This is a genomic window from Kitasatospora sp. NPDC051170, from assembly GCF_044455705.1.
GTDB lineage: Bacteria > Actinomycetota > Actinomycetes > Streptomycetales > Streptomycetaceae > Kitasatospora.
In genome coordinates, this window is record NZ_JBITFA010000008.1 from 202,531 (window position 1) to 221,401 (window position 18,871).

General features: G+C 71.3%; 14 protein-coding genes. 9 read left to right on the forward strand and 5 right to left on the reverse strand.

Features of this window, described 5'->3' with window-relative positions; translation table 11 throughout:
• Positions 1-102: 102 nt before the first annotated feature.
• The 4 genes from ACIBCA_RS18875 to ACIBCA_RS18890 all read right to left on the reverse strand — a co-directional run bounded on the left by ACIBCA_RS18875 (position 103) and on the right by ACIBCA_RS18890 (position 5,294).
• Positions 103-1,533 (reverse strand): non-reducing end alpha-L-arabinofuranosidase family hydrolase, encoded by a 1,431-nt coding sequence (locus ACIBCA_RS18875; RefSeq protein WP_396284032.1) that lies wholly within the window; start codon positions 1,531-1,533, stop codon positions 103-105.
• 106 nt (positions 1,534-1,639) lie between these two features.
• Positions 1,640-3,121: an endo-1,4-beta-xylanase gene (locus ACIBCA_RS18880; RefSeq protein ID WP_396284033.1), complete on the reverse strand. Its 1,482-nt coding sequence runs from the start codon at positions 3,119-3,121 to the stop codon at positions 1,640-1,642.
• A 162-nt stretch (positions 3,122-3,283) separates the two neighbouring features.
• Positions 3,284-4,003: a glycoside hydrolase family 11 protein gene (locus ACIBCA_RS18885; RefSeq protein ID WP_396284034.1), complete on the reverse strand. Its 720-nt coding sequence runs from the start codon at positions 4,001-4,003 to the stop codon at positions 3,284-3,286.
• A gap of 265 nt (positions 4,004-4,268) precedes the next feature.
• On the reverse strand, positions 4,269-5,294 hold the full coding sequence (locus ACIBCA_RS18890; protein WP_396284035.1) for a LacI family DNA-binding transcriptional regulator: 1,026 nt from the start codon (positions 5,292-5,294) through the stop codon (positions 4,269-4,271).
• 155 nt (positions 5,295-5,449) lie between these two features.
• Here ACIBCA_RS18890 and ACIBCA_RS18895 point away from each other — a divergent pair, with 155 nt between their 5' ends.
• The 9 genes from ACIBCA_RS18895 to yjfF all read left to right on the forward strand — a co-directional run bounded on the left by ACIBCA_RS18895 (position 5,450) and on the right by yjfF (position 17,369).
• Positions 5,450-6,745: an ABC transporter substrate-binding protein gene (locus ACIBCA_RS18895; RefSeq protein WP_396284036.1), complete on the forward strand. Its 1,296-nt coding sequence runs from the start codon at positions 5,450-5,452 to the stop codon at positions 6,743-6,745.
• A gap of 11 nt (positions 6,746-6,756) precedes the next feature.
• Positions 6,757-7,695: a carbohydrate ABC transporter permease gene (locus tag ACIBCA_RS18900; protein ID WP_396284037.1), complete on the forward strand. Its 939-nt coding sequence runs from the start codon at positions 6,757-6,759 to the stop codon at positions 7,693-7,695.
• Positions 7,695-8,513 (forward strand): carbohydrate ABC transporter permease, encoded by an 819-nt coding sequence (locus tag ACIBCA_RS18905; RefSeq protein ID WP_396284038.1) that lies wholly within the window; start codon positions 7,695-7,697, stop codon positions 8,511-8,513. The genes ACIBCA_RS18900 and ACIBCA_RS18905 overlap by 1 nt, the downstream gene beginning before the upstream one ends.
• Before the next feature lie 8 nt (positions 8,514-8,521).
• Positions 8,522-10,882, forward strand: a complete 2,361-nt coding sequence (locus ACIBCA_RS18910; RefSeq protein ID WP_396284148.1) for a glycoside hydrolase family 3 N-terminal domain-containing protein — start codon at positions 8,522-8,524, stop codon at positions 10,880-10,882.
• A 68-nt stretch (positions 10,883-10,950) separates the two neighbouring features.
• The gene (locus ACIBCA_RS18915; RefSeq protein WP_396284039.1) at positions 10,951-12,414 is read left to right on the forward strand and encodes a PHB depolymerase family esterase; all 1,464 of its coding nucleotides are present in this window, start codon (positions 10,951-10,953) and stop codon (positions 12,412-12,414) included.
• A 192-nt stretch (positions 12,415-12,606) separates the two neighbouring features.
• Complete coding sequence (locus ACIBCA_RS18920) at positions 12,607-13,596, forward strand: ABC transporter substrate-binding protein (protein ID WP_396284040.1); 990 nt, start codon at positions 12,607-12,609, stop codon at positions 13,594-13,596.
• A 166-nt stretch (positions 13,597-13,762) separates the two neighbouring features.
• Positions 13,763-15,286 carry a sugar ABC transporter ATP-binding protein gene (locus tag ACIBCA_RS18925; protein WP_396284041.1) on the forward strand — a complete coding sequence of 508 codons (1,524 nt, stop codon included), beginning with the start codon at positions 13,763-13,765 and terminating at the stop codon, positions 15,284-15,286.
• 29 nt (positions 15,287-15,315) lie between these two features.
• The gene (locus ACIBCA_RS18930; RefSeq protein ID WP_396284149.1) at positions 15,316-16,392 is read left to right on the forward strand and encodes an ABC transporter permease; all 1,077 of its coding nucleotides are present in this window, start codon (positions 15,316-15,318) and stop codon (positions 16,390-16,392) included.
• Positions 16,389-17,369 carry a galactofuranose ABC transporter, permease protein YjfF gene (yjfF, locus tag ACIBCA_RS18935; protein ID WP_396284042.1) on the forward strand — a complete coding sequence of 327 codons (981 nt, stop codon included), beginning with the start codon at positions 16,389-16,391 and terminating at the stop codon, positions 17,367-17,369. Before ACIBCA_RS18930 ends, yjfF begins: the two co-directional genes overlap by 4 nt.
• An 88-nt stretch (positions 17,370-17,457) precedes the next feature.
• Here the strand turns inward: yjfF and ACIBCA_RS18940 are convergent, their stop codons facing one another.
• Positions 17,458-18,507 (reverse strand): LacI family DNA-binding transcriptional regulator, encoded by a 1,050-nt coding sequence (locus ACIBCA_RS18940; RefSeq protein WP_396284043.1) that lies wholly within the window; start codon positions 18,505-18,507, stop codon positions 17,458-17,460.
• Between the last annotated feature and the right edge of the window lie 364 nt (positions 18,508-18,871).

Sequence of the window (18,871 nt, forward strand, 5' to 3'; positions counted from 1 at the left end):
GGTAGAAACGGCACTACTCGTGTAGTGGCACTACGTCAGTAGTGCCACTACACGAGTAGTCGTCTCCGGCGGCAGGAGTGCGAGCAGGAGCGCGGTGGAGGGTCAGCGCTGGAGAGTGAGGAGGCCCGGGCGCCAGGGCAGCTGGTCGTAGGGGCCGGTGGCGTTGGGGTTCTTGCCCTGGTAGAGCAGCTGGAGGTGGCAGGGGTCGATGGTCATGGTCTGGTCGGGGTTGTCGCGGACCAGGTCACCGTGGCTGATGTCGTTGGTCCAGCCGGCCCCGCTGTTGGCCTTGCCCGCGAAGGGGTTGCTCTCGCTGGCGGCCTGCGGGGTCCAGGAGCCGTTGAGGCTGCTGGCGGTGAAGGAGCGGAAGTAGCGCTGCTCCGTGGCGCCGCGGGCCTCGACGATCATGAGGTACTGGTTGCGGCCCTGGACCTTGTAGACCTGCGGGGCCTCGAACAGGTTGACCGTGGAGTCGCTCATCACGGTGGTGTAGGAGGAGCCGAAGCTGCCGGGGAAGTTGCCGATGGGCATGCTCGCCCGGTAGATGCTGCCGTTGTCACCGGCGAAGAACAGGTACATGTTCTGGTCGTCGCCGATCAGGGTCTGGTCGATCGGGCCGGTGCCGGAGTTCGGGATGCTGCCGGTGAACAGCGGCTGCGGCGCGGACCAGCCGTTGGGGTTGGTCGGGTCGCTGGAGGTGCGGTAGATGAACGGCCACGCGCCCCACTGGTAGGACAGCACCCAGATGTTCTTGGGCGCGAAGTAGAACAGCGTGGGCGCCACGGCCCTCTCGTTCATCCCGGTCTGGGGGGCCGAGGCCATGTCCGACCAGTTGGTGAACGGGGCGAACGCCATCGAGCCGTACGAGGAGCCGTTCACGTTCGACGCGTAGACCAGGTGCTTGCCGTTGTAGGTGGCGGTGGTGAAGTCCTTGAGCGAGGTCCAGCCGTTGGCGGGCTGCGCCAGGGCGCCGGAGGAGGACCAGCGGTACGTCGAGGGCAGGGCGCAGGTGCCCGGCGGGGTGGTCGGCCCGGACGACAGGCCCGTCCACTTCTGGTTGTTGCCGCCGTGGCAGGTCCAGATCTCCACGGCGGTGCCGTTGGCCGTGCCGTTGGCCGTGACGTCCAGGCACAGCCCGGACTCGACGCCGACGATCGTGCCGTCGGAGTTCACCCGCCACTGCTGGTTCGCGCCGCCGGTGCAGCTCCAGATCTGTACGCGGGTACCGTTCGAGGTGGCGTGGCCCGGCACGTCCAGGCACTTGTTGCCGTAGACGGTCAGCTTGTTGTCGCTGGTCGAGGTCCACTGCTGGTTGGAGCCGCCCGAGCAGTCGTAGATCTGCAGGGCCGCGCCGTCCGCCTGGCTGGCGTTCGACACGTCGAGACAGCGGCCGGAGCCCGTACCGCGCAGGGCGCCGCTGGTGTCGGCGTGGGCGGGGGCCGCGACGAGCATCGCCGCCAGGGCCGCCACGGCGGCGAGCACGGCGGTGAGGACCGCGGGCAGGGGCCTGCGGCGGGAACTTCGTCGGTACATCGGAACTCCTTCGTGAACGGGTGGGGTCACGTAGAATGTGAGCGCTCACAGGCGAGGGCGCGCGCCCGCTGCGAGCGCGCGCCCAAGACGAGTCCTGCGGCTCAGCTCATTGGAAGGTCCAGTGCTGGTTGGCGCTGCCGGTGGAGTCCCAGATCTGGACGGCTGTGCCGTTGCCGGTTTGGCCGCCGGGGAGTTCGAGCGCCCGGCCGCTGGCGAGGTTGATCAGCGTGTACGAGCCGTCGCCGTTGCGGTCGGCGCGCCAGTGCTGGTTGGCCCCGCCGTTGCCGTCCCAGACCTGCAGCTTCGTCCCGTTGCCCGTCTGGCCGCCCGGCTCGTCGAGGACCCGGCCGCTGGCGGTGTTGGTGAGCGTGTAGGAGCCGTCGCCGTTGCGGTCGGCCCGCCACTGCTGGTTGGCGGCGGTGCCGTTGGCGTCCCACACCTGGATCTGGGTGCCGTTGCCGTTCTGCCCGGCGGGCTCGTCGAGGACGCGCCCGGCGGCCACGTCGGTGAGCGAGTACACGGTGCCGGAGACGATGCCCCCGCCGGGCGGCGGGGTGGTGCCGCCGCCGCCCAGGGCGCCGAGGACCGCGCCGTAGGCGGCCTTCTTGTTGCCGTTGCCGTCGAACAGGAGCGGGTTCTCGCCGCTGCGCCAGGAGTCGCTGTCGCGGATGCCCCACACCGTTATGCCCGTGCAGCGGGCGACGGACAGGCAGGCCCGGACGGTGTCGGCGTACGCGGTGGCCGGCGCCTGGGCGATGTCGAGCTCGGTGAGCTGGACGTCGACGCCGAGCGCGGCGAAGCTGGAGAGCGTGGTCTGGAAGCTGGACGGAGGGCCGCCGGCGCCGAAGTGGCTCTGGAAGCCGACGCAGTCGATGGGCACGCCACGGGACTTGAAGTCCTTGACCATGCGGTAGACGCCCTGGGTCTTGGCGTCGTTCCAGTTCTCGATGTTGTAGTCGTTGTAGCAGAGCTTGGCCGAGGGGTCGACGCCCCGGGCGGTGCGGAACGCCTCCTCGATGAAGCCGTCGCCGAGGGTGTTCTGGAAGACGGAGGGGCGGTGGCGGCCGCTGCCGTCGTCGGAGAACGCCTCGTTGACGACGTCCCAGGCGTAGATCTTGCCCTTGTAGTGGTTCATCTCGTTGGTGATGTGGTTGTTCATCACGCCGCGCAGCGTGTTCGCGTCGCCGATGGAGCTCACCCAGCCGGGCAGTTGGGAGTGCCAGACCAGGGTGTGGCCGCGCATGCGCTGGCCGTGCGAGGAGGCGTGGCCGACGATCGCGTCGGCCGGGCCGAAGTTGAAGTTGCCCCGGGAGGGCTCGATGGTGTCCCACTTCATCTCGTTCTCCGGGGTGATCATGTTGAACTCCCGGTCGAGGATGCCGGCGTACGTCGGGTCGCCGAGGCGGCCCGAGGCCACGGCGGTCCCGAAGTAGCGGCCGCTGTCGGCCGCCGCCGTGCCCAGCGTGCTCCCGGCGGCCTGGGCCGGGATCGTGCCGAGGGCGGTGACGGCGGTGACCGAGGCGGCGAGCGCGACGGCGGCGGCCGTCAGGGCTTTGCGGGGGCGGGGCTTCCTGGTGAGCGATGACATGACGGATCGTTCTCCTTGGGTGGGGGAGCCCGCGCACCGGCCGGGGGAGCCGGTGCGCGGATGAGAGACGCTGTGCCGGGACCTGACTCCCGGCACCGTCCGTTAGCGCTAACAATTCAGGCCGGGGTGCGCCGTGTCGACGCCCGGCGTGGGGGTGGGTCGTCAGCCGTCCGCGAGCGTGGCCCGGGCGGAGCCGATCGTGATGTTCGAGCTGCCGCTGCTCCGGTAGCCCTCGGTGGCGAGGATCTCGTAGTTCATGGTGCCGAGCCTCATGCCGGACCTGGCCCACGCGTCGAAGTGGTTCCCGACGGTGATGGTTCCGCCGGTGCGCTTGGCCCGGCGGACGCTCCAGTACTGGTTGAAGGTCCTGATGCCCTCGATGGAGGGGGCGTTGTAGCGCGTCGTCTCGTAGAGGTCGTAGGTGTCGCCGTCCGTGGTGACGGTGCCCTTGTACGCGCCGGTGGGCTTGTAGGAGCCGTAGTTCTCGACGACGTAGTACTCGACGAGCGGGTTGGTGGTCCAGCCGTAGAGCGAGAGGTAGGAGTTGCCGTTGGTGCTCCACGAGCCCGAGTAGCTCACCGGGTTGCGCGATCCGGTGCTCCAGCCCTTGCCGGCGACGAAGTTGCCGGCGTTGTTCCAGGAGGTGCCGTAGTTGCCGCCGCCGTTCAGGTTCATCGAGACCGCGCCGGAGCCCTCCGTCCAGAAGGAGTAGAAGTATCCGCCGTCGGTGCCGGTCTGGTTGGTGGTGACGGTCGCGGCCTCGGCGGTGCCCGGCGTGACCAGGACGACGGCCGCGGCGGCCACCGCGAGGATGCGTGCCCTGCCCGCCGACCGTCCGGGGCGGCGGGTGAGGCTGCGGCTCTTGGGGTGGGGGATTTTCACGGAATCGGTCCGATCTGCCGATGGGTGGGCGCGCGGCGCTGCGCCGCCGCCGGCCGCGAGGGTGGTGGGGGCGGCTGGACGGCGTGGAGCAGCGGTGCGCGGAACCGGCTTGTCGTCGACGAGGCAGCGCCCGCGGGTGGGTGGCGCGTGCGGCCGGGAACCATGGCCGCTCGGACTTGTCGACGGCGACAGTGTTGACCTGGCGTCGACAAGATGTCAACGCTTTCGACAGAAAGGGCGATAGTTTCGCTGAAGGTTTCTCCGGTCAGGCCCGCCCGGGCGCCACGGCGCTGGAGCGCACCACCAGGGTGGTCGACAGTTCCAGCCGGGTGGGCGCCGCCGGGGCCTCCTCGCTGCGCAGGGCGAGGATCAGACGGGTCGCCTGTTCGGCCATCTCGCGCAGGGGCTGGCGGACCGTGGTCAGCGCGGGGCTGGTCCACTGCGCGATGTCCAGGTCGTCGTAGCCGACCACGGACAGGTCCTCGGGCACGCGCAGGCCCCGGACCCGGGCCGCCTCCATCACCCCGAGGGCCTGGAGGTCGCTGCCGGCGAAGATCGCGGTGGGCGGGTCGGGGAGCTCCAACAGCCGTCCGGCCTGGGCGAATCCGCCCTCGGCGTGGAAGTCGCCGAAGGCGGTCAGCGCGGGGTCGACCGCCAGGCCGGCCATGGTCATCGCCGAGCGGTAGCCGTCCAGGCGGGCCAGCGAGCAGAGGGTGTCCTCGGGGCCGGTGACGATGGCGATGCGCCGGTGGCCGAGCTCGATCAGGTGCCGGGTGGCGGCGAGGCCGCCGGCCCAGTTGGCCGAGCCCACCGAGGGGACGTCCGGGTCGGGGTTGCCGGCCGGGTCGACGATGACGAACGGGATGGAGCGGGCGCGCAGTTGGGCCTTGAACTCGGGCGGCAGGCTGGAGAAGACCAGGACGACGCCGAGGGGGCGCCGACGCAGCACCGCCTCGATCCACTCCGGCCCCGGGGCGTGGCGCGAGCCGCTGTGGCTGACCACGACCGCCGCCCCGTGCTCGTTCGCCACGGACTCCACGCCGCGCAGGAGTTCCATCGCCCAGAGGCTGTCGAGCTCGTGGAAGACGATCTCGACGAGGGGCGCCTCGCCGCCGCCGCGCGCGGTGCGCTGGTAGTCGTGGTCGCTCAGGACCTGCTCGACCCGCAGGCGGGTGGCGGCCGCCACGTCGGTACGGCCGTTGAGGACCTTCGAAACCGTCGAAACGGAGACCTCGGCCTCGCGCGCGATGTCCGCGAGGGTCACCCGTCCCAGTTCATCGCCCTTTTCCATGGGGGCAGCATAGGGCACGGGCGGCGCGGGCCAGTTGGCGCATCACGCTTCAGTAACCCCCGATCCGAGGGGTTGACCCGAAACATGTCCGCAACCTAGCGTCCCGGGCCATGCGGTTATTTCGAGAATCGGATCGAAACTTTAGGGGAGCTCCGATGAGGAGAAACGCTTTCGCCGCCGCGCTCGGCCTCGCTGCCGTCATGGTCGGGACGACCGCCTGCAGCAGCGGCGGGTCCTCCTCCGCGGGCGGGGACTCCGGCACGATCCACGTCCTGGTCTACGGCGACGCCAGCAACAAGGTCGAGAAGCAGCTGGTCGACACCTTCAACAAGACCTCGAAGGTCAAGGCCGTCCTGGACACCGTCCCCGGCGCGGACTACCAGGCCAAGCTCAACACCGTCATCAACACCGACCACGCGCCGGACGTCTTCTTCAACTGGGGCGGCGGCAGCATCCGGCCCTACGTCAAGGCGGACCTGCTGCTCCCGCTGGACGGCATGATCGCCGAGGAGCCGAAGCTCAAGAGCAGCTTCCTGCCCTCGGTGTTCAACACCGCGGTGGTCGACGGCAAGGCGTACGGGATCCCGATGCGCGGCACCCAGCCCGTGCTGCTGTTCAGCAACAAGAAGGTGCTGGCCGACGCCGGACTCAGCGCCCCCAAGACCTGGGACGACCTGCTCGCCGTCGTCCGGGCGCTCAAGGCCAAGGGCATCACCCCGATCGCCCTCGGCGGCGGCGACAAGTGGCCGACCCTGATGTGGTACGAGTACGTCTTCGACCGCGTCGCCGGCCCCGAGCTGTTCCAGAAGGCCCTGTCCGGCGACAAGAGCGCCTGGGAGAGCGAGGACGCGAAGAAGGCGCTGGGCATGCTCCGGCAGCTGGTCGACGCCGGGGCGTTCGGCTCGAACTTCGACTCGGTGAAGTTCACCGACGGCGGCTCACCGGCCCTGCTGGCCAAGGGCAAGGCGGGCCTGGAGCTGATGGGCTCCTGGGAGTACGCCACCCAGCGCGACGCCAGCCCCGACTTCACCAAGAACAACCTCGGGTACACCGCCTTCCCCTCCGTCCCCGGCGGCAAGGGAGACCCTGCCGCCCTGGTCGGCAACACCAACAACTTCTACTCGGTGCTGAAGAAGACCAAGCACCCCGTCGAGGCCGCCGCCTTCCTGAAGCTCATGTACTCCGACGAGTTCGTGAAGGCGCAGCTGGGGATCGGCAACCTGCCGACCACCACCAACACCGAGCCGTTCCTCGCCACCGCGGACAACCCCGACTACTCGAAGTACCAGTACGACCTGGTCAAGGCCGCCCCGTCGTTCCAGCTGTCCTGGGACCAGGCGTACCCGCCGGCCGCCAACGCGTCGATCGGCGCCGCCGTCCAGCAGTTCTTCGACGGCAAGCTCGACGTGGACGGCTTCATCAAGGCCATGCAGGCCCTTCCCGCCTCCTGAGACGGACCGCCATGAGTGCTCCCTCCGTAGTGTCCGGGTACGGCCGCCGCCTGCGGGCGCGGCCCCGCCGGACCGGTGCCGGGGTGACCCGCCCGGGTCTCGCCTGGGCGCTGCCCGCGACCGTGTTCTTCCTGCTCTTCGCGCTCCTGCCGCTGGCCCTGGTGGTGGTGCTCTCCTTCACCAGCTGGAACGGCGTCGACGCCCCGAGCTTCAACGGCCTGGCCAACTGGACCACCCTGCTGCACGACCCGGTGATGACGCAGAGCGTCGGCCTGACCCTGGTGCTGACCGCGGCGGGCGTCCTCGTGCAGACCCCGGTCAGCATCCTGCTGGGCGTCTGGGCGGCCGGCCGCCAGCGCAACCGGGCCGTGCTGTCCGCGATTTTCTTCGTCCCGCTGCTGCTGTCCGCGACCGCCATCTCGGTGGTCTGGCGCGCCATCCTCGACCCCAACTTCGGTGTGCCCTCGCAGCTCGAATGGCTGTTCGGCGACGGCAATCTGATGGGCAGTCAGACGGGCGCCGTCGCGGTGCTCACCTTCGTCGGCATGTGGCAGTGGACGCCCATGCACGCCCTGCTCTACCAGGGCGGCGCCCGGGCGATCCCGCAGGTGCTCTACCAGGCCGCGGCGATCGACGGCGCGGGCAAGGTGCGCCAGTTCCTCCACATCACCCTGCCCCAGCTGCGCAACACCGTGATCACCTCGGTGATCCTGATGGTGGTGGGCGGACTCACCACCTTCGACACCGTCCTCATCCTCACCCAGGGCGGCCCCGGCACCGACACCACGAACAGCGCCTACTACATGTACCAACAGGCCTTCAAGAGCTTCGACTTCGGCGCGGCCTCGACCATCGCCCTGGTCCTCGTGGTGGTCGCCACCCTGATCTCGCTCGCCGTCGTGCGCCTGTCCGGCTACGACCGGATGCGCGGAACCACGGAGGGGCTTTGATGCGACGGCGCCCCAACTACCTGGCCGGGCTGGGCTCGCTGATCTGGCTGGCGCTGGTCGGCTTCCCGCTGTACGTCCTGCTGATCGCGACCTTCCGGACCCGCTCCGACTACGCCGAGCAGGGGCCGCTCACCTTCCCCGCGCACCTGACCCTGCAGAACTACCTGGACGACTTCTCCAACGGCTTCGGCGAGGACTTCCTCAACACGCTCCTCGTCACCGTGAGCGTGGTCGCGATCGTGCTGCTCGTGGTGCCCCCGCTCGCCTACGCGATCGTCCGGGCCCGGGGCAGGACCATCACCACGGTGTTCAGGATCTTCCTGCTGGGGCTGGCGATCCCGGCGCAGGCCGTGATCGTGCCGATGTTCTACGTCATCGGCAAGGCGGGCCTCTACGACAACCTGCTCGGCGTCATCCTGCCCACCGCGGCGTTCTGCCTGCCGGTGTGCACCCTGGTCCTCACCGGAGCGATGCGGGACATCACCGGCGAGCTCTACGAGGCCATGGCCATGGACGGCGCCACCCCCTGGCGGGTCTTCTGGCAGCTGGTGGTGCCCCTGTCCAGGGGCGGCCTCTCCTCCGTCGTGGTCTTCGCCGCGCTCCAGGCGTGGAACGGCTTCCTGTTCCCCCTGATCCTCACCCAGTCCGAGGGCACCAAGGTCATCACCCTGGGCCTGTACGAGTTCCAGACCGAGCACGGCGTGGACGTGCCCGGCCTGCTGAGCGCCGTCGTGCTCTCGACGCTCCCCGTCTTCGTCGTCTACCTGTTCGCCCGGCGTGCCTTGGTCCAAGGCATCATGGGCGTCGGAGGAAAGTGACCGGCACCATGAACCTGGCCGCCTCGACCGCCGCCTCCACCACCCGCTGGCACGACCGCGAGCTCAGCTCCGAGGAACGCGCGGACGCCCTGATCGCCGAGATGACGCTCCCGGAGAAGCTGGCCCAGCTCGTCGGCGTCTGGGTCGGCGCCTCCGACGAGGGCGGCGACGTCGCCCCGCACCAGCACGACATGGAGGAACCGCCCGCCCTCGACGAGCTTCTCCCCTCCGGGCTGGGCCAGTTGACCCGCCCCTTCGGCACGGCGCCCGTCGACCCGGCCCTGGGAGCGCTCTCACTGGCCCGAAGCCAGCAGCGCATCGCCGCCGCGAACCGCTTCGGCATCCCGGCCCTCGCCCACGAGGAGTGCCTGGCCGGCTTCGCCGCCTGGGGCGCCACCGCCTACCCGGTGCCGCTGTCCTGGGGCGCCACCTTCGACCCGGACCTGATCCGGCGGATGGCCGAGGCCATCGGCCGCGACATGCGCGCGGTCGGCGTCCACCAGGGCCTCGCCCCCGTCCTCGACGTCGTCCGCGACGCCCGCTGGGGCCGGGTCGAGGAGACCATCGGCGAAGACCCGTACCTGGTCGGCACGGTGGCCACCGCCTATGTGCGGGGCCTGGAGGCGGCGGGCATCGTCGCCACGCTCAAGCACTTCGCCGGATACTCGGCCTCGCGCGCCGGGCGCAACCTCGCCCCCGTGGGCATGGGCATCCGGGAGCGGGCCGACGTGATCCTGCCGCCCTTCGAGATGGCGGTGCGCGAAGGCCGCCCCCGCTCCGTCATGCACGCCTACACCGACACCGACGGCGTGCCCTCGGCCGCCGACGAGGCCCTGCTGACCGGACTGCTGCGCGACACCTGGGGCTTCGAGGGCACGGTGGTCGCCGACTACTTCGGCATCGCCTTCCTCAAGCTGCTGCACGGCGTCGCCGGGGACTGGGCCGAGGCCGCCGCCCTCGCCCTGGCCGCGGGCGTGGACGTGGAACTGCCCACCGTCAAGACCTTCGGGGAGCCGCTGCTGCGCGCCGTCGAGGACGGGACGGTCCCCGAGGCCCTGGTCGACCGGGCGCTGCGCCGGGTGCTGGTGCAGAAGGCCCAACTCGGGCTGCTGGACCGGGAATGGGACGCCGTCCCGGCGGTGCTCGCGGGCCGTCCGCTCGACGACCCGCAGGCGCTGCGCGGCTCGGTCGACCTGGACCGCCCGGAGAACCGCGCGCTGGCCCGGGAGATCGCCGAGCGGGCCGTGGTGCTGCTGCGCAACGACGGCACCCTCCCGCTGCGCGACCCCCTCCGGATCGCGCTGATCGGCCCCAACGCCGACACCCCGACCTCGGTGCTCGGCTGCTACGCCTTCCCGGTGCACGTCGGCAGCCTGCACCCCGAGGTGCCGCTCGGCATCGAACTGCCCACCCTGTCCCAGGCGTTGGCGGCCGAGTTCCCGGGCAGCGAGATCCTGACGGCGGCCGGGGCGAGCGTCGACGGGCCCGACACCTCCGGCTTCGCGGAGGCCCTCGAGACGGCCCGGCGGGCCGATGTGGTGATCCTCGCCCTCGGGGACCGGGCGGGCCTGTTCGGGCGCGGCACCAGCGGCGAGGGCTGCGACGTCGAGACCCTCCAACTGCCCGGAGTGCAGCAGCAGTTGCTGGACGCGCTGCTGGACACCGGCAGACCCGTGGTGCCGGTGCTGCTCGCCGGCCGCCCCTACGCGCTGGGCCGCGGCGCGACCGAGGCGGCGGCCCTGGTGCAGACCTTCTTCCCCGGCGAGGCCGGCACCGAGGCGATCGCCGCCGTGCTCAGCGGCCGGACCAACCCCTCGGGCCGCCTGCCGGTCGGCATTCCGGCCCGGCCCGCCGTGCAGCCCTCCACCTACCTCGCCGCCCGCCTGGCCGGACGCAGCGAGGTGTCCAGCACCGACCCGACCCCCGCGTTCGGCTTCGGCCACGGCCTCGGCTACACCACCTTCGACTGGACCGACCTGGAGGTGGAGCGGGCCGCGGCCCCGACCGACGGCGAGCTCGGCCTCGCCTTCACCCTGCGCAACTCCGGTGCGCGCGGCGGCAGCGAGACCGTCCAGCTCTACCTGCACGACCCCGTCGCCTCCGTCGTCCAGCCCGTCCAGCGGCTGATCGGCTACCGGCGGATCACCCTCGACGCGGGGGAGCGGGCCCGGATCCGGGTGCGCGTCCCCGCCGACCTCGCGTCCTTCACCGGACGCGACGGCCGACGCATCGTCGAGCCGGGCGAGCTGGAGCTGCGAGTCGCCGCCTCCAGCACCGACGTCCGGCTCACCGCCACCGTCCGACTGGACGGTCCGGTCCGAACCCTGGACCACACCCGGCGCCTGCACGCGGAGTTCAGTAGCACCTGATCCGCCGCCGCGCCCCGCCGGAACGTTCCTCGCACCCCTGGAATCCAGACGGAGAGGTTCCCCCACCCATGGTCCGATCCCGCTCGTTACCCGCCCGCCTCCTGGGCGTCCTGGCCGCGCTCGGCCTCGCGCTCGGCCTGAGTCTCCAGGCCGCGCCCGGGGCCACGGCCACCCCGCAGGCCGGCACCCCGCAGAAGGGCGAAGCCCCGCAGGCCGGCACCCCGCAGGCCGGCACCCCGCAGAAGGGCGAAGCCGCGCAGGCCACCACCCCGCGGCTCGCCGCCTCGCTGACGCAGATCACGAACTTCGGCACCAACCCGACCGGTCTGCTGATGCACCTGTACGTGCCGGGCAGCGCGAAGGCCAACCCGCCGATCCTGCTGGCCCTGCACGGCTGCCAGGGGTCCGGGCCCTACCTGTACTCCAGCACGGACTTCGCCGCGCTGGCCGACCGGTACGGGTTCCTCGTCATCTACCCCTCGACGAACCCGAACGGCAGCTGCTGGGACGTCTCCTCCGACCAGGCGCTCACCCGCAACGGCGGCAGCGACCCGGTCGGGCTCAGGTCGATGATCACCTACACCGAGCAGCACTACGGCGGTAACGCCAACGCGGTGTACGTCACCGGCGAGTCATCCGGCGGCATGATGACCAACGTCATGCTCGCCGACTACCCCGACGTGTTCAAGGCGGGCGCGGCGTTCATGGGCGTGCCCTACCACTGCTTCTACACCGGCTCCGTCCGAGGCTGGAACGGGGACTGCGCCCAGGGCAGGCTCTCCATGAGCCCGCAGCAGTGGGGCAACCTGGTCCGCAACACGGGCTACCCCGGCTACAACGGCCCGCGTCCGCGCGTGCAGCTGTGGCACGGGACGGCCGACACGATCCTGAGCCACAACGACCTCGGCGAAGAGATCAAGGAGTGGACCAACGTCCTCGGCGTGAGCCAGACCCCCTCGGCCTCGGACACCCCGGCGGCCAACTGGAACCGCACGCGGTACGACAACAGCGCCGGCACCACCCAGGTCGAGGCGTACAGCATCGCCGGGGCCGGGCACGAACTGCCCGTCCAGGGAACGGCGATGGCCGCCACGGCCATCCACTTCATGGGCCTGGACGGGGGCTCCTCCGGCGGCGGCGCGACCGGCGCGCTGCGCGCGGTGGACGCGGGCAAGTGCCTCACCGCGACCGGCAACGCGACGGCGGGCGCCCAGCAGCAGATCAACTCCTGCAACGGCGGCGCCGACCGGACCTGGACCCGTACGGCCTCGAACCAGCTGACCGTGACGGTGGGCGGAAGCACGCTCTGCCTGGACGCCGAGGCCAGGGGCACCGCCAACGGCACCAAGGCGATCGTCTGGTCCTGCAACGGCCAGGTGAACCAGCAGTGGCAGCTGAACGCGAACGGCACCGTCACCGGCGTGCAGTCGGGGCTCTGCCTGGACGTGGCGGGCCTGGGCACCGCCGACGGCACGCCCGTCCAGCTGTGGAGCTGCAGCGGAGGCCGCAACCAGCAGTGGAAGCTGGGCTGATCCGACGCCCGGTTGATCATGAACGGCCGGTGTCCGGAGGCGTACTGATGACCCTTCGGGCACCGGCACCCACGCGCCTCCGAGGCCGGTCAAGATTCGGTAACGGGCTGTACGGATCTTGTCGAGCGTGATTGTTAGCGCTAACAATCGAGCGACCCACCCAGACGGACGCTCCCGAGAGGAAGTCCCCACATGTCCAAGAGAGCTGCGGCGGCCCTGGCCGCCGGCGCGATGGTCCTCACCCTCACCGCCTGCGGTTCCGGGGGCGGAGGCGGCGGAGGCAGCGCCGACAAGGGCTCCGGTCACAAGCTCGTCCTGGGCTTCTCTCAGGTCGGCGCGGAGAGCGGATGGCGCACCGCCAACACCAAGTCCGTCCAGGAGGCGGCGAAGAAGGCCGGGATCGAGCTCAAGTTCTCCGACGCGCAGCAGAAGCAGGAGAACCAGATCAAGGCGATCCGCTCGTTCATCCAGCAGAAGGTCGACGTGATCGCCTTCTCGCCGGTGGTGGAGTCGGGCTGGGACACCGTCCTCAAGGAGGCCAAGGACGCCCACATCCCGGTCGTCCTGACCGACCGGGCGGTGGACTCCAAGGACGAGTCGCTCTACGCCTCCTTCCTCGGCTCCGACTTCGTCGCGGAGGGCAAGTCGGCCGGCGACTGGCTGGTCAAGGAGTACGCGTCCGCGTCCGACGACGTGAACATCGTCCAGCTGGAGGGCACCACCGGCTCCGCGCCGGCCAACGACCGCAAGGCCGGCTTCGCGGACGCCGTCAAGGCCCAGCCCAAGTTCAAGGTCGTCGCCTCCCAGACCGGCGACTTCACCCGGGCCAAGGGCAAGGAGGTCATGCAGGCGTTCCTGAAGGCCCAGTCGAAGATCGACGTGCTGTACGCGCACAACGACGACATGGCGCTCGGGGCGATCCAGGCCATCGAGGAGGCGGGCAAGAAGCCCGGCAAGGACATCAAGATCGTCTCCGTGGACGGCGTCAAGGACGCCTTCACCGCGATGAGCCAGGGCAAGATCAACTACGACGTCGAGTGCAACCCGCTGCTCGGCGACCAGCTGATGGACCTGGTGAAGAAGGTCAAGGCGGGTGAGCAGGTGCCCCGCCGGATCAAGACCGAGGAGGGCACCTTCACCCCCGAGCAGGCCACCGCGGCGCTGCCCAACCGCCAGTACTGAGGCCGACCGCCGGTACCGAGCCGACACCGCCCGGTACCGAGCCGACTGCCCGTACTGACCCACCCGTTCGTGCGGGGCCCGGCCGCTCCGGCGGCCCGGCCCCGCACGGGCCGGCCGGACCTCCCGAGGGCGGGAGGAGTCCGGCAGACACGAGAGGAGAACCGGGGTGCGGCAGCAACCGGTCCTGGAAGTCCGGGGGCTCCGCAAGGAGTTCCCCGGCGTGGTGGCGCTGGACGGAGTCGACTTCCGGCTCCTGCCCGGCGAGGTGCACGCCCTGATGGGGGAGAACGGCGCCGGCAAGTCCACGCTGATCAAGGTGCTCACCGGAGTCCACCCGGTCGACGGCGGCGAGGTGCTCCTCGACGGCCGGCCGGTGCACATCGCTGGCCCGGCACAGGCCCGGGAGGCCGGCATCAGCACGGTCTACCAGGAGGTGAACCTCTGCCCGAACCTGTCGGTCGCGGAGAACGTCTTCATCGGCCGCGAGCCCCGCCGCTTCGGCCTGATCGACTGGTCCGCGATGCGCCGCCGGGCCGCCGAACTGGTCCGCGAACTGGAACTGGACATCGACGTCAGCGCGCCGCTGAACAGCTACTCCATCGCCGTCCAGCAGCTCGTGGCCATCGTCCGCGCGGTCGACGTCTCCGCCAAGGTGCTCATCCTGGACGAGCCCACCTCCAGCCTCGACCGCGACGAGGTCCTCCAACTCTTCACCGTCATGCGCCGGTTGCGCGACCAGGGCGTCGCCATCCTGTTCGTCACGCACTTCCTCGACCAGGTCTACGAGATCTGCGACCGGATGACCGTCCTGCGCAACGGCCGGCTCGAGGGCGAGTACCTGACCGCCGAACTCGACCAGGCCGGGCTCGTCTCCCGGATGATCGGCGCCGAGCTCGAAGGACTCGACCGGCTCGGCGGCGGCCGCTCGAACGACCGCACCCCACCGGCCACCGGAACGGTCTTCCTCCAGGCCCAGGGGCTGACCCGCCGGGGAGCCGTCGAACCGTACGACCTCACCGTCCGCTCGGGCGAGGTCGTCGGCCTCGCTGGGCTGCTGGGCTCCGGACGGACGGAGGCCGCCCGGCTGCTGTTCGGCGCCGACCGCGGCGACGGCGGCACGCTGCGGATCGACGGTGTGGAGACCACCCTGCGCGGCCCGGCCGACGCCATCGCCCGCGGCATCGCCTTCTGCTCGGAGAACCGCAAGACCGAGGGCCTGGTCGGCGAACTGACCGTCCGGGAGAACATCGTGCTGGCCCTCCAGGCGGCCCGGGGCTGGGCCCGCCCGCTGTCCCGCACCGCGCAGGACGACCTGGCGCTGCGCTGGATCACCACCCTGGACATCCGCCCCGGCAACCCCGAGGCGCTGGTGCGCAACCTCAGCGGCGGCAACCAGCAGAAGGTGCTGCTCGCCCGCTGGCTGATCACCGACCCGAAGCTGCTGATCCTGGACGAGCCGACCCGCGGCATCGACATCGGGGCCAAGGCCGAGATCCAGAAGCTGGTCGCCGACCTCGCCGAGGAGGGCATGGCGGTGCTCTTCATCTCCGCCGAACTGGAGGAGGTGCTGCGCCTCAGCCACCGGGTCGGGGTGATGCGCGACCACCGGATGGTCGCCCGGCTGGACAACGACGGCGGGCTCACCCCCGAGCGCGTCCTGGCCGCCATCGCGAGCGGAGCGGAGCAGTGAGCACGGTGACGGCGACGAACACGGTGAAGATGATGGGCGCGGTGAAGGCGGTGACCCGCTACCGGCTGTTCTGGCCCGCCGCGGTGCTGGCCGTGCTGCTGCTCGCCAACCTCGCCTTCACCCCCGACTTCTTCGCCCTCCACCTGCGGGGCGGCCACCTCTACGGCTCCCTGATCGACATCCTGCACTTCGGCGCCCCGCTGATCCTGGTCGCCCTGGGCATGACCCTGGTCATCGCCACCGGCGGCATCGACCTGTCGGTCGGCTCGACCGTCGCGATCTCCGGCGCCCTGGCCTGCCTGCACATCAGCCGCTCCGAGGACCCGGGCTCCCTGGGCACCGTCCTCGCCGCCCTCGGCTACGCCCTCGGCGCCGCCGTGGTGCTCGGCCTCGTCAACGGCGTCCTGGTGGCCAGGGCCGGGGTCCAGCCGATCATCGCCACCCTGATCCTGATGGTCGCCGGGCGCGGGGTCGCCCAGCTGATCACCGACGGCCAGATCATCACCGTCACCAGCGATCCGTACAAGATGATCGGTGGCGGCTACTGGCTCAGCATGCCGTTCGCGATCCTGCTCAGCGGCGCGATCGCGCTGCTCACCGCGCTGCTCACGCGCTCCACCGCGCTGGGCCTGCTGCTGGAGTCGGTCGGCGGCAACCCGGTGGCCAGCCGTCTGGTCGGCATCCGGGCGATGCGCCTGGTCGCCCTGGTGTACGTGTTCAGCGCGGTGTGCGCGGCCGTCGCCGGGCTGATGGTCTCCTCCAACGTCTCGGCGGCGGACGGGAACAACGCGGGCCTGTGGATCGAACTCGACGCCGTCCTCGCGGTGGTGCTCGGCGGGACCTCGCTCAACGGCGGCCGGTTCTCGATCGGCGGCACCGTCCTCGGCGCGCTGATCATCCAGACCCTCTCCACCACCGTCTACACGATCGGCATCCCGCCCGAGACCACGCTGGTGTTCAAGGCGTTCGTGGTGATCACGGTCTGCCTGATCCAGTCGCCCGCCTTCCGGGCCAAGCTCGCCGCCCGAGCCGCCCGCACCGCCCGCTCCCGGCACGCCTCCCGGCCGCACACCGAGGCCCCCGTCGCCCCGGAGGTCGACGCATGACGAACGTGAACGCTCACACCGTGGCGGCCCGGCTGCGCGGGCAGATCCCGCTGCTGGTCACCGCCGTCCTGCTGGTCTCGATGTTCGGCGTCGGCTCGGCGCAGTACGACGGCTTCTTCTCCGGCCAGGTCGTGCTCAACCTGCTGATCGACAACGCCTTCCTGCTGGTCGTCGCCGTCGGGATGACCTTCGTCGTACTGACCGGCGGCATCGACCTGTCGGTCGGCGCGATGGTCGCGCTGTCCACCATGGTCTCCGCCTGGCTGGTCGAACAGCACGGCTGGCCACCGCTGCTGGTCATCCCGCTGGTGCTGCTGATGGGCACCGCCGGCGGCTGGCTGATGGGCTGGGTCATCCACGTCTTCGAGATCCAGCCGTTCATCGTCACCCTGGCCGGCATGTTCCTCGCCCGGGGCCTCTGCTACACGATCAGCGTCGACTCGATCTCCATCACCGACCCCCAGTACACCGCCATGGCGCAGACCCGGATCCCGCTCGGCAGCGTCTTCGTCTCCCCGAGCGCGGTGATCGCCCTGCTGGTGGTCGCCGCCGGATTCGTCGTCCTCCACCACACCCGGCTCGGCCGCAACGTGTACGCGCTCGGCGGCAGCGAACAGTCCGCCCTGCTGATGGGCCTGCCGGTGCAGCGCACCAAGACCACCGTGTACGCGATCAGCGGCTTCTGCTCCGCCCTCGGCGGCGTCCTGCTCACCTTCTACATGCTCTCCGGCTACGGCCTGCACGCGGTCGGCCTGGAACTGGACGCGATCGCCGCCGTCGTCATCGGCGGCACCCTGCTCACCGGCGGCTCCGGGTACCTGCTCGGCACCGTGCTCGGCGTGCTGGTGCTCGGACTGATCCAGACCGTGATCAGCTTCCAGGGCACCCTCAGCTCCTGGTGGACCAGGATCGTCATCGGCGCGCTGCTGTTCGTCTTCATCGTCCTTCAGCGCCTGATCACCGCCCGGCGGCGCTGACCGCCCGCGCGCCGGGCCATGCGGCCGCCTGTACGCCCGACGGGGGTGCGTACAGGCGGCCGCTTCGTGTGCCCGGCCTGATGCCCGCTCAGCCCGAGGCCCGGACGACGAGCCGGGTGGGCAGGACCAGGGAGTCGCCGCGGGCGGGGTTGCGCAGCAGGAGGTCCATGGCGCGGGAGCCGAGTTCCTCCACCGGCTGGCGGACGGTGGTCAGGCCGGGGCGGCATCGGGCGGCGAGTGGGGAGTCGTCGAAGCCGACCAGGGCGACGTCCTCGGGCACCCGCAGGCCGCGTCGGCGCAGGGCGCGGAGGGCGCCGGCGGCCATCAGGTCGGAGGCGGCGAACACCGCGTTGACGTCGGGGCGTTGGTCCAGCAGCCGCTGCATCGCGTGCTCGCCGGAGGCGCCGCTGAAGTCGCCGTACGCGACGGCCGGGCGGGCGGAGGCCATCGCGGCCACCGTCTGGTGGTACCCGGCCAGGCGGTCCGCGCCGGCGGCGGTGTCCGGCGGCCCGGCGATGGTGGCCACCGAGCGGCGCCCGGAGGCGTACAGGCGTCGGACGGCGTCCCGGGCGCCGGCGAGGTTGTCGGCGTCCACGAAGGCGACGGTGCCCGGCTCCGGGGGCCGGCCCAGGGAGACCACGGGCACCCTGGCCGCGTGCAGCAGCCGGGCGAGCGCGGTGTCGCCCCAGGGGCCGACCAGGAGGACGCCGTCGACGTGCCCGCCGCACAGGTAGCGCACCAGCGGCGTCCGGCGGGAGCGCCTGGGGACGGTGAAGACGGCCAACTCCCGTTCGGTGCCCGGCAGGGAGCGCCGCAGACCGGCCAGCAGCCGGGCCGGGAAGGCGTCGGTGTGGTAGTGCAGGGGATCGGTGAAGACCACGACGGCCACCACGCCGGTCTCCCGGGTGCCGGGTGCCCGGAGGCGGACGTACGCGAGCTCGCGCACCGCCCGTTCCACCCGGGCCGTCACTTCGGTGGAGACCCGGGCGGATCGGTTGATGACCCGGGAGGCGGTGGCCGTGGAGACGCCGGCATGACGGGCGACCTCGGCCAGCGTGGGTACGGCCAGGGTGGGAACGGGCAGGGCGGGAACGGGCAGGGCGGGAACGGCGGCGTCGCCGCGAACGGGCTGGGGCATGGGGGCGTCCTGGATCGGTCCTCGACGGGGAACTGCACCCTCGGACCCGTCACCCGCGACGGGCCGCCACCTCTGCCAGCTTGGCCGGGCCGGCGATCAGCGTCAAGGGACCCGGCACGCGCATCGTGGGAGCGCTCCCGTCGGGCCGTGTAACTTACACGCCGCCCAATCGGCGGGCCCGTGGGCGGCGCACGCGGCTCCGCGCTGGTCGCCGCCGTTGTCCGCCCCCGGCGCGCCGTGCGGGCGGACCGGGCGGGCCCGGTGCTCGCTTCCCAAGCGGGGCGCACCGGCCCACGATCACACGCAGTACCTCCGTCCGCCGCGCATCCCCCCGCGGGGCGGTACCCCACCCATCAGGAGGACG

Coding starts and splice junctions, on each gene's coding strand:
- ACIBCA_RS18930 (WP_396284149.1), top strand. CDS start 15,316: ATGATGGGCGCGGTGAAGGCGGTGACCCGCTACCGGCTGTTCTGGCCC.
- ACIBCA_RS18940 (WP_396284043.1), bottom strand. CDS start 18,507: ATGCCCCAGCCCGTTCGCGGCGACGCCGCCGTTCCCGCCCTGCCCGTT.
- ACIBCA_RS18875 (WP_396284032.1), bottom strand. CDS start 1,533: ATGTACCGACGAAGTTCCCGCCGCAGGCCCCTGCCCGCGGTCCTCACC.
- ACIBCA_RS18890 (WP_396284035.1), bottom strand. CDS start 5,294: ATGGAAAAGGGCGATGAACTGGGACGGGTGACCCTCGCGGACATCGCG.
- ACIBCA_RS18910 (WP_396284148.1), top strand. CDS start 8,522: ATGAACCTGGCCGCCTCGACCGCCGCCTCCACCACCCGCTGGCACGAC.
- ACIBCA_RS18880 (WP_396284033.1), bottom strand. CDS start 3,121: ATGTCATCGCTCACCAGGAAGCCCCGCCCCCGCAAAGCCCTGACGGCC.
- ACIBCA_RS18900 (WP_396284037.1), top strand. CDS start 6,757: ATGAGTGCTCCCTCCGTAGTGTCCGGGTACGGCCGCCGCCTGCGGGCG.
- ACIBCA_RS18915 (WP_396284039.1), top strand. CDS start 10,951: ATGGTCCGATCCCGCTCGTTACCCGCCCGCCTCCTGGGCGTCCTGGCC.
- yjfF (WP_396284042.1), top strand. CDS start 16,389: ATGACGAACGTGAACGCTCACACCGTGGCGGCCCGGCTGCGCGGGCAG.
- ACIBCA_RS18920 (WP_396284040.1), top strand. CDS start 12,607: ATGTCCAAGAGAGCTGCGGCGGCCCTGGCCGCCGGCGCGATGGTCCTC.
- ACIBCA_RS18905 (WP_396284038.1), top strand. CDS start 7,695: ATGCGACGGCGCCCCAACTACCTGGCCGGGCTGGGCTCGCTGATCTGG.
- ACIBCA_RS18895 (WP_396284036.1), top strand. CDS start 5,450: ATGAGGAGAAACGCTTTCGCCGCCGCGCTCGGCCTCGCTGCCGTCATG.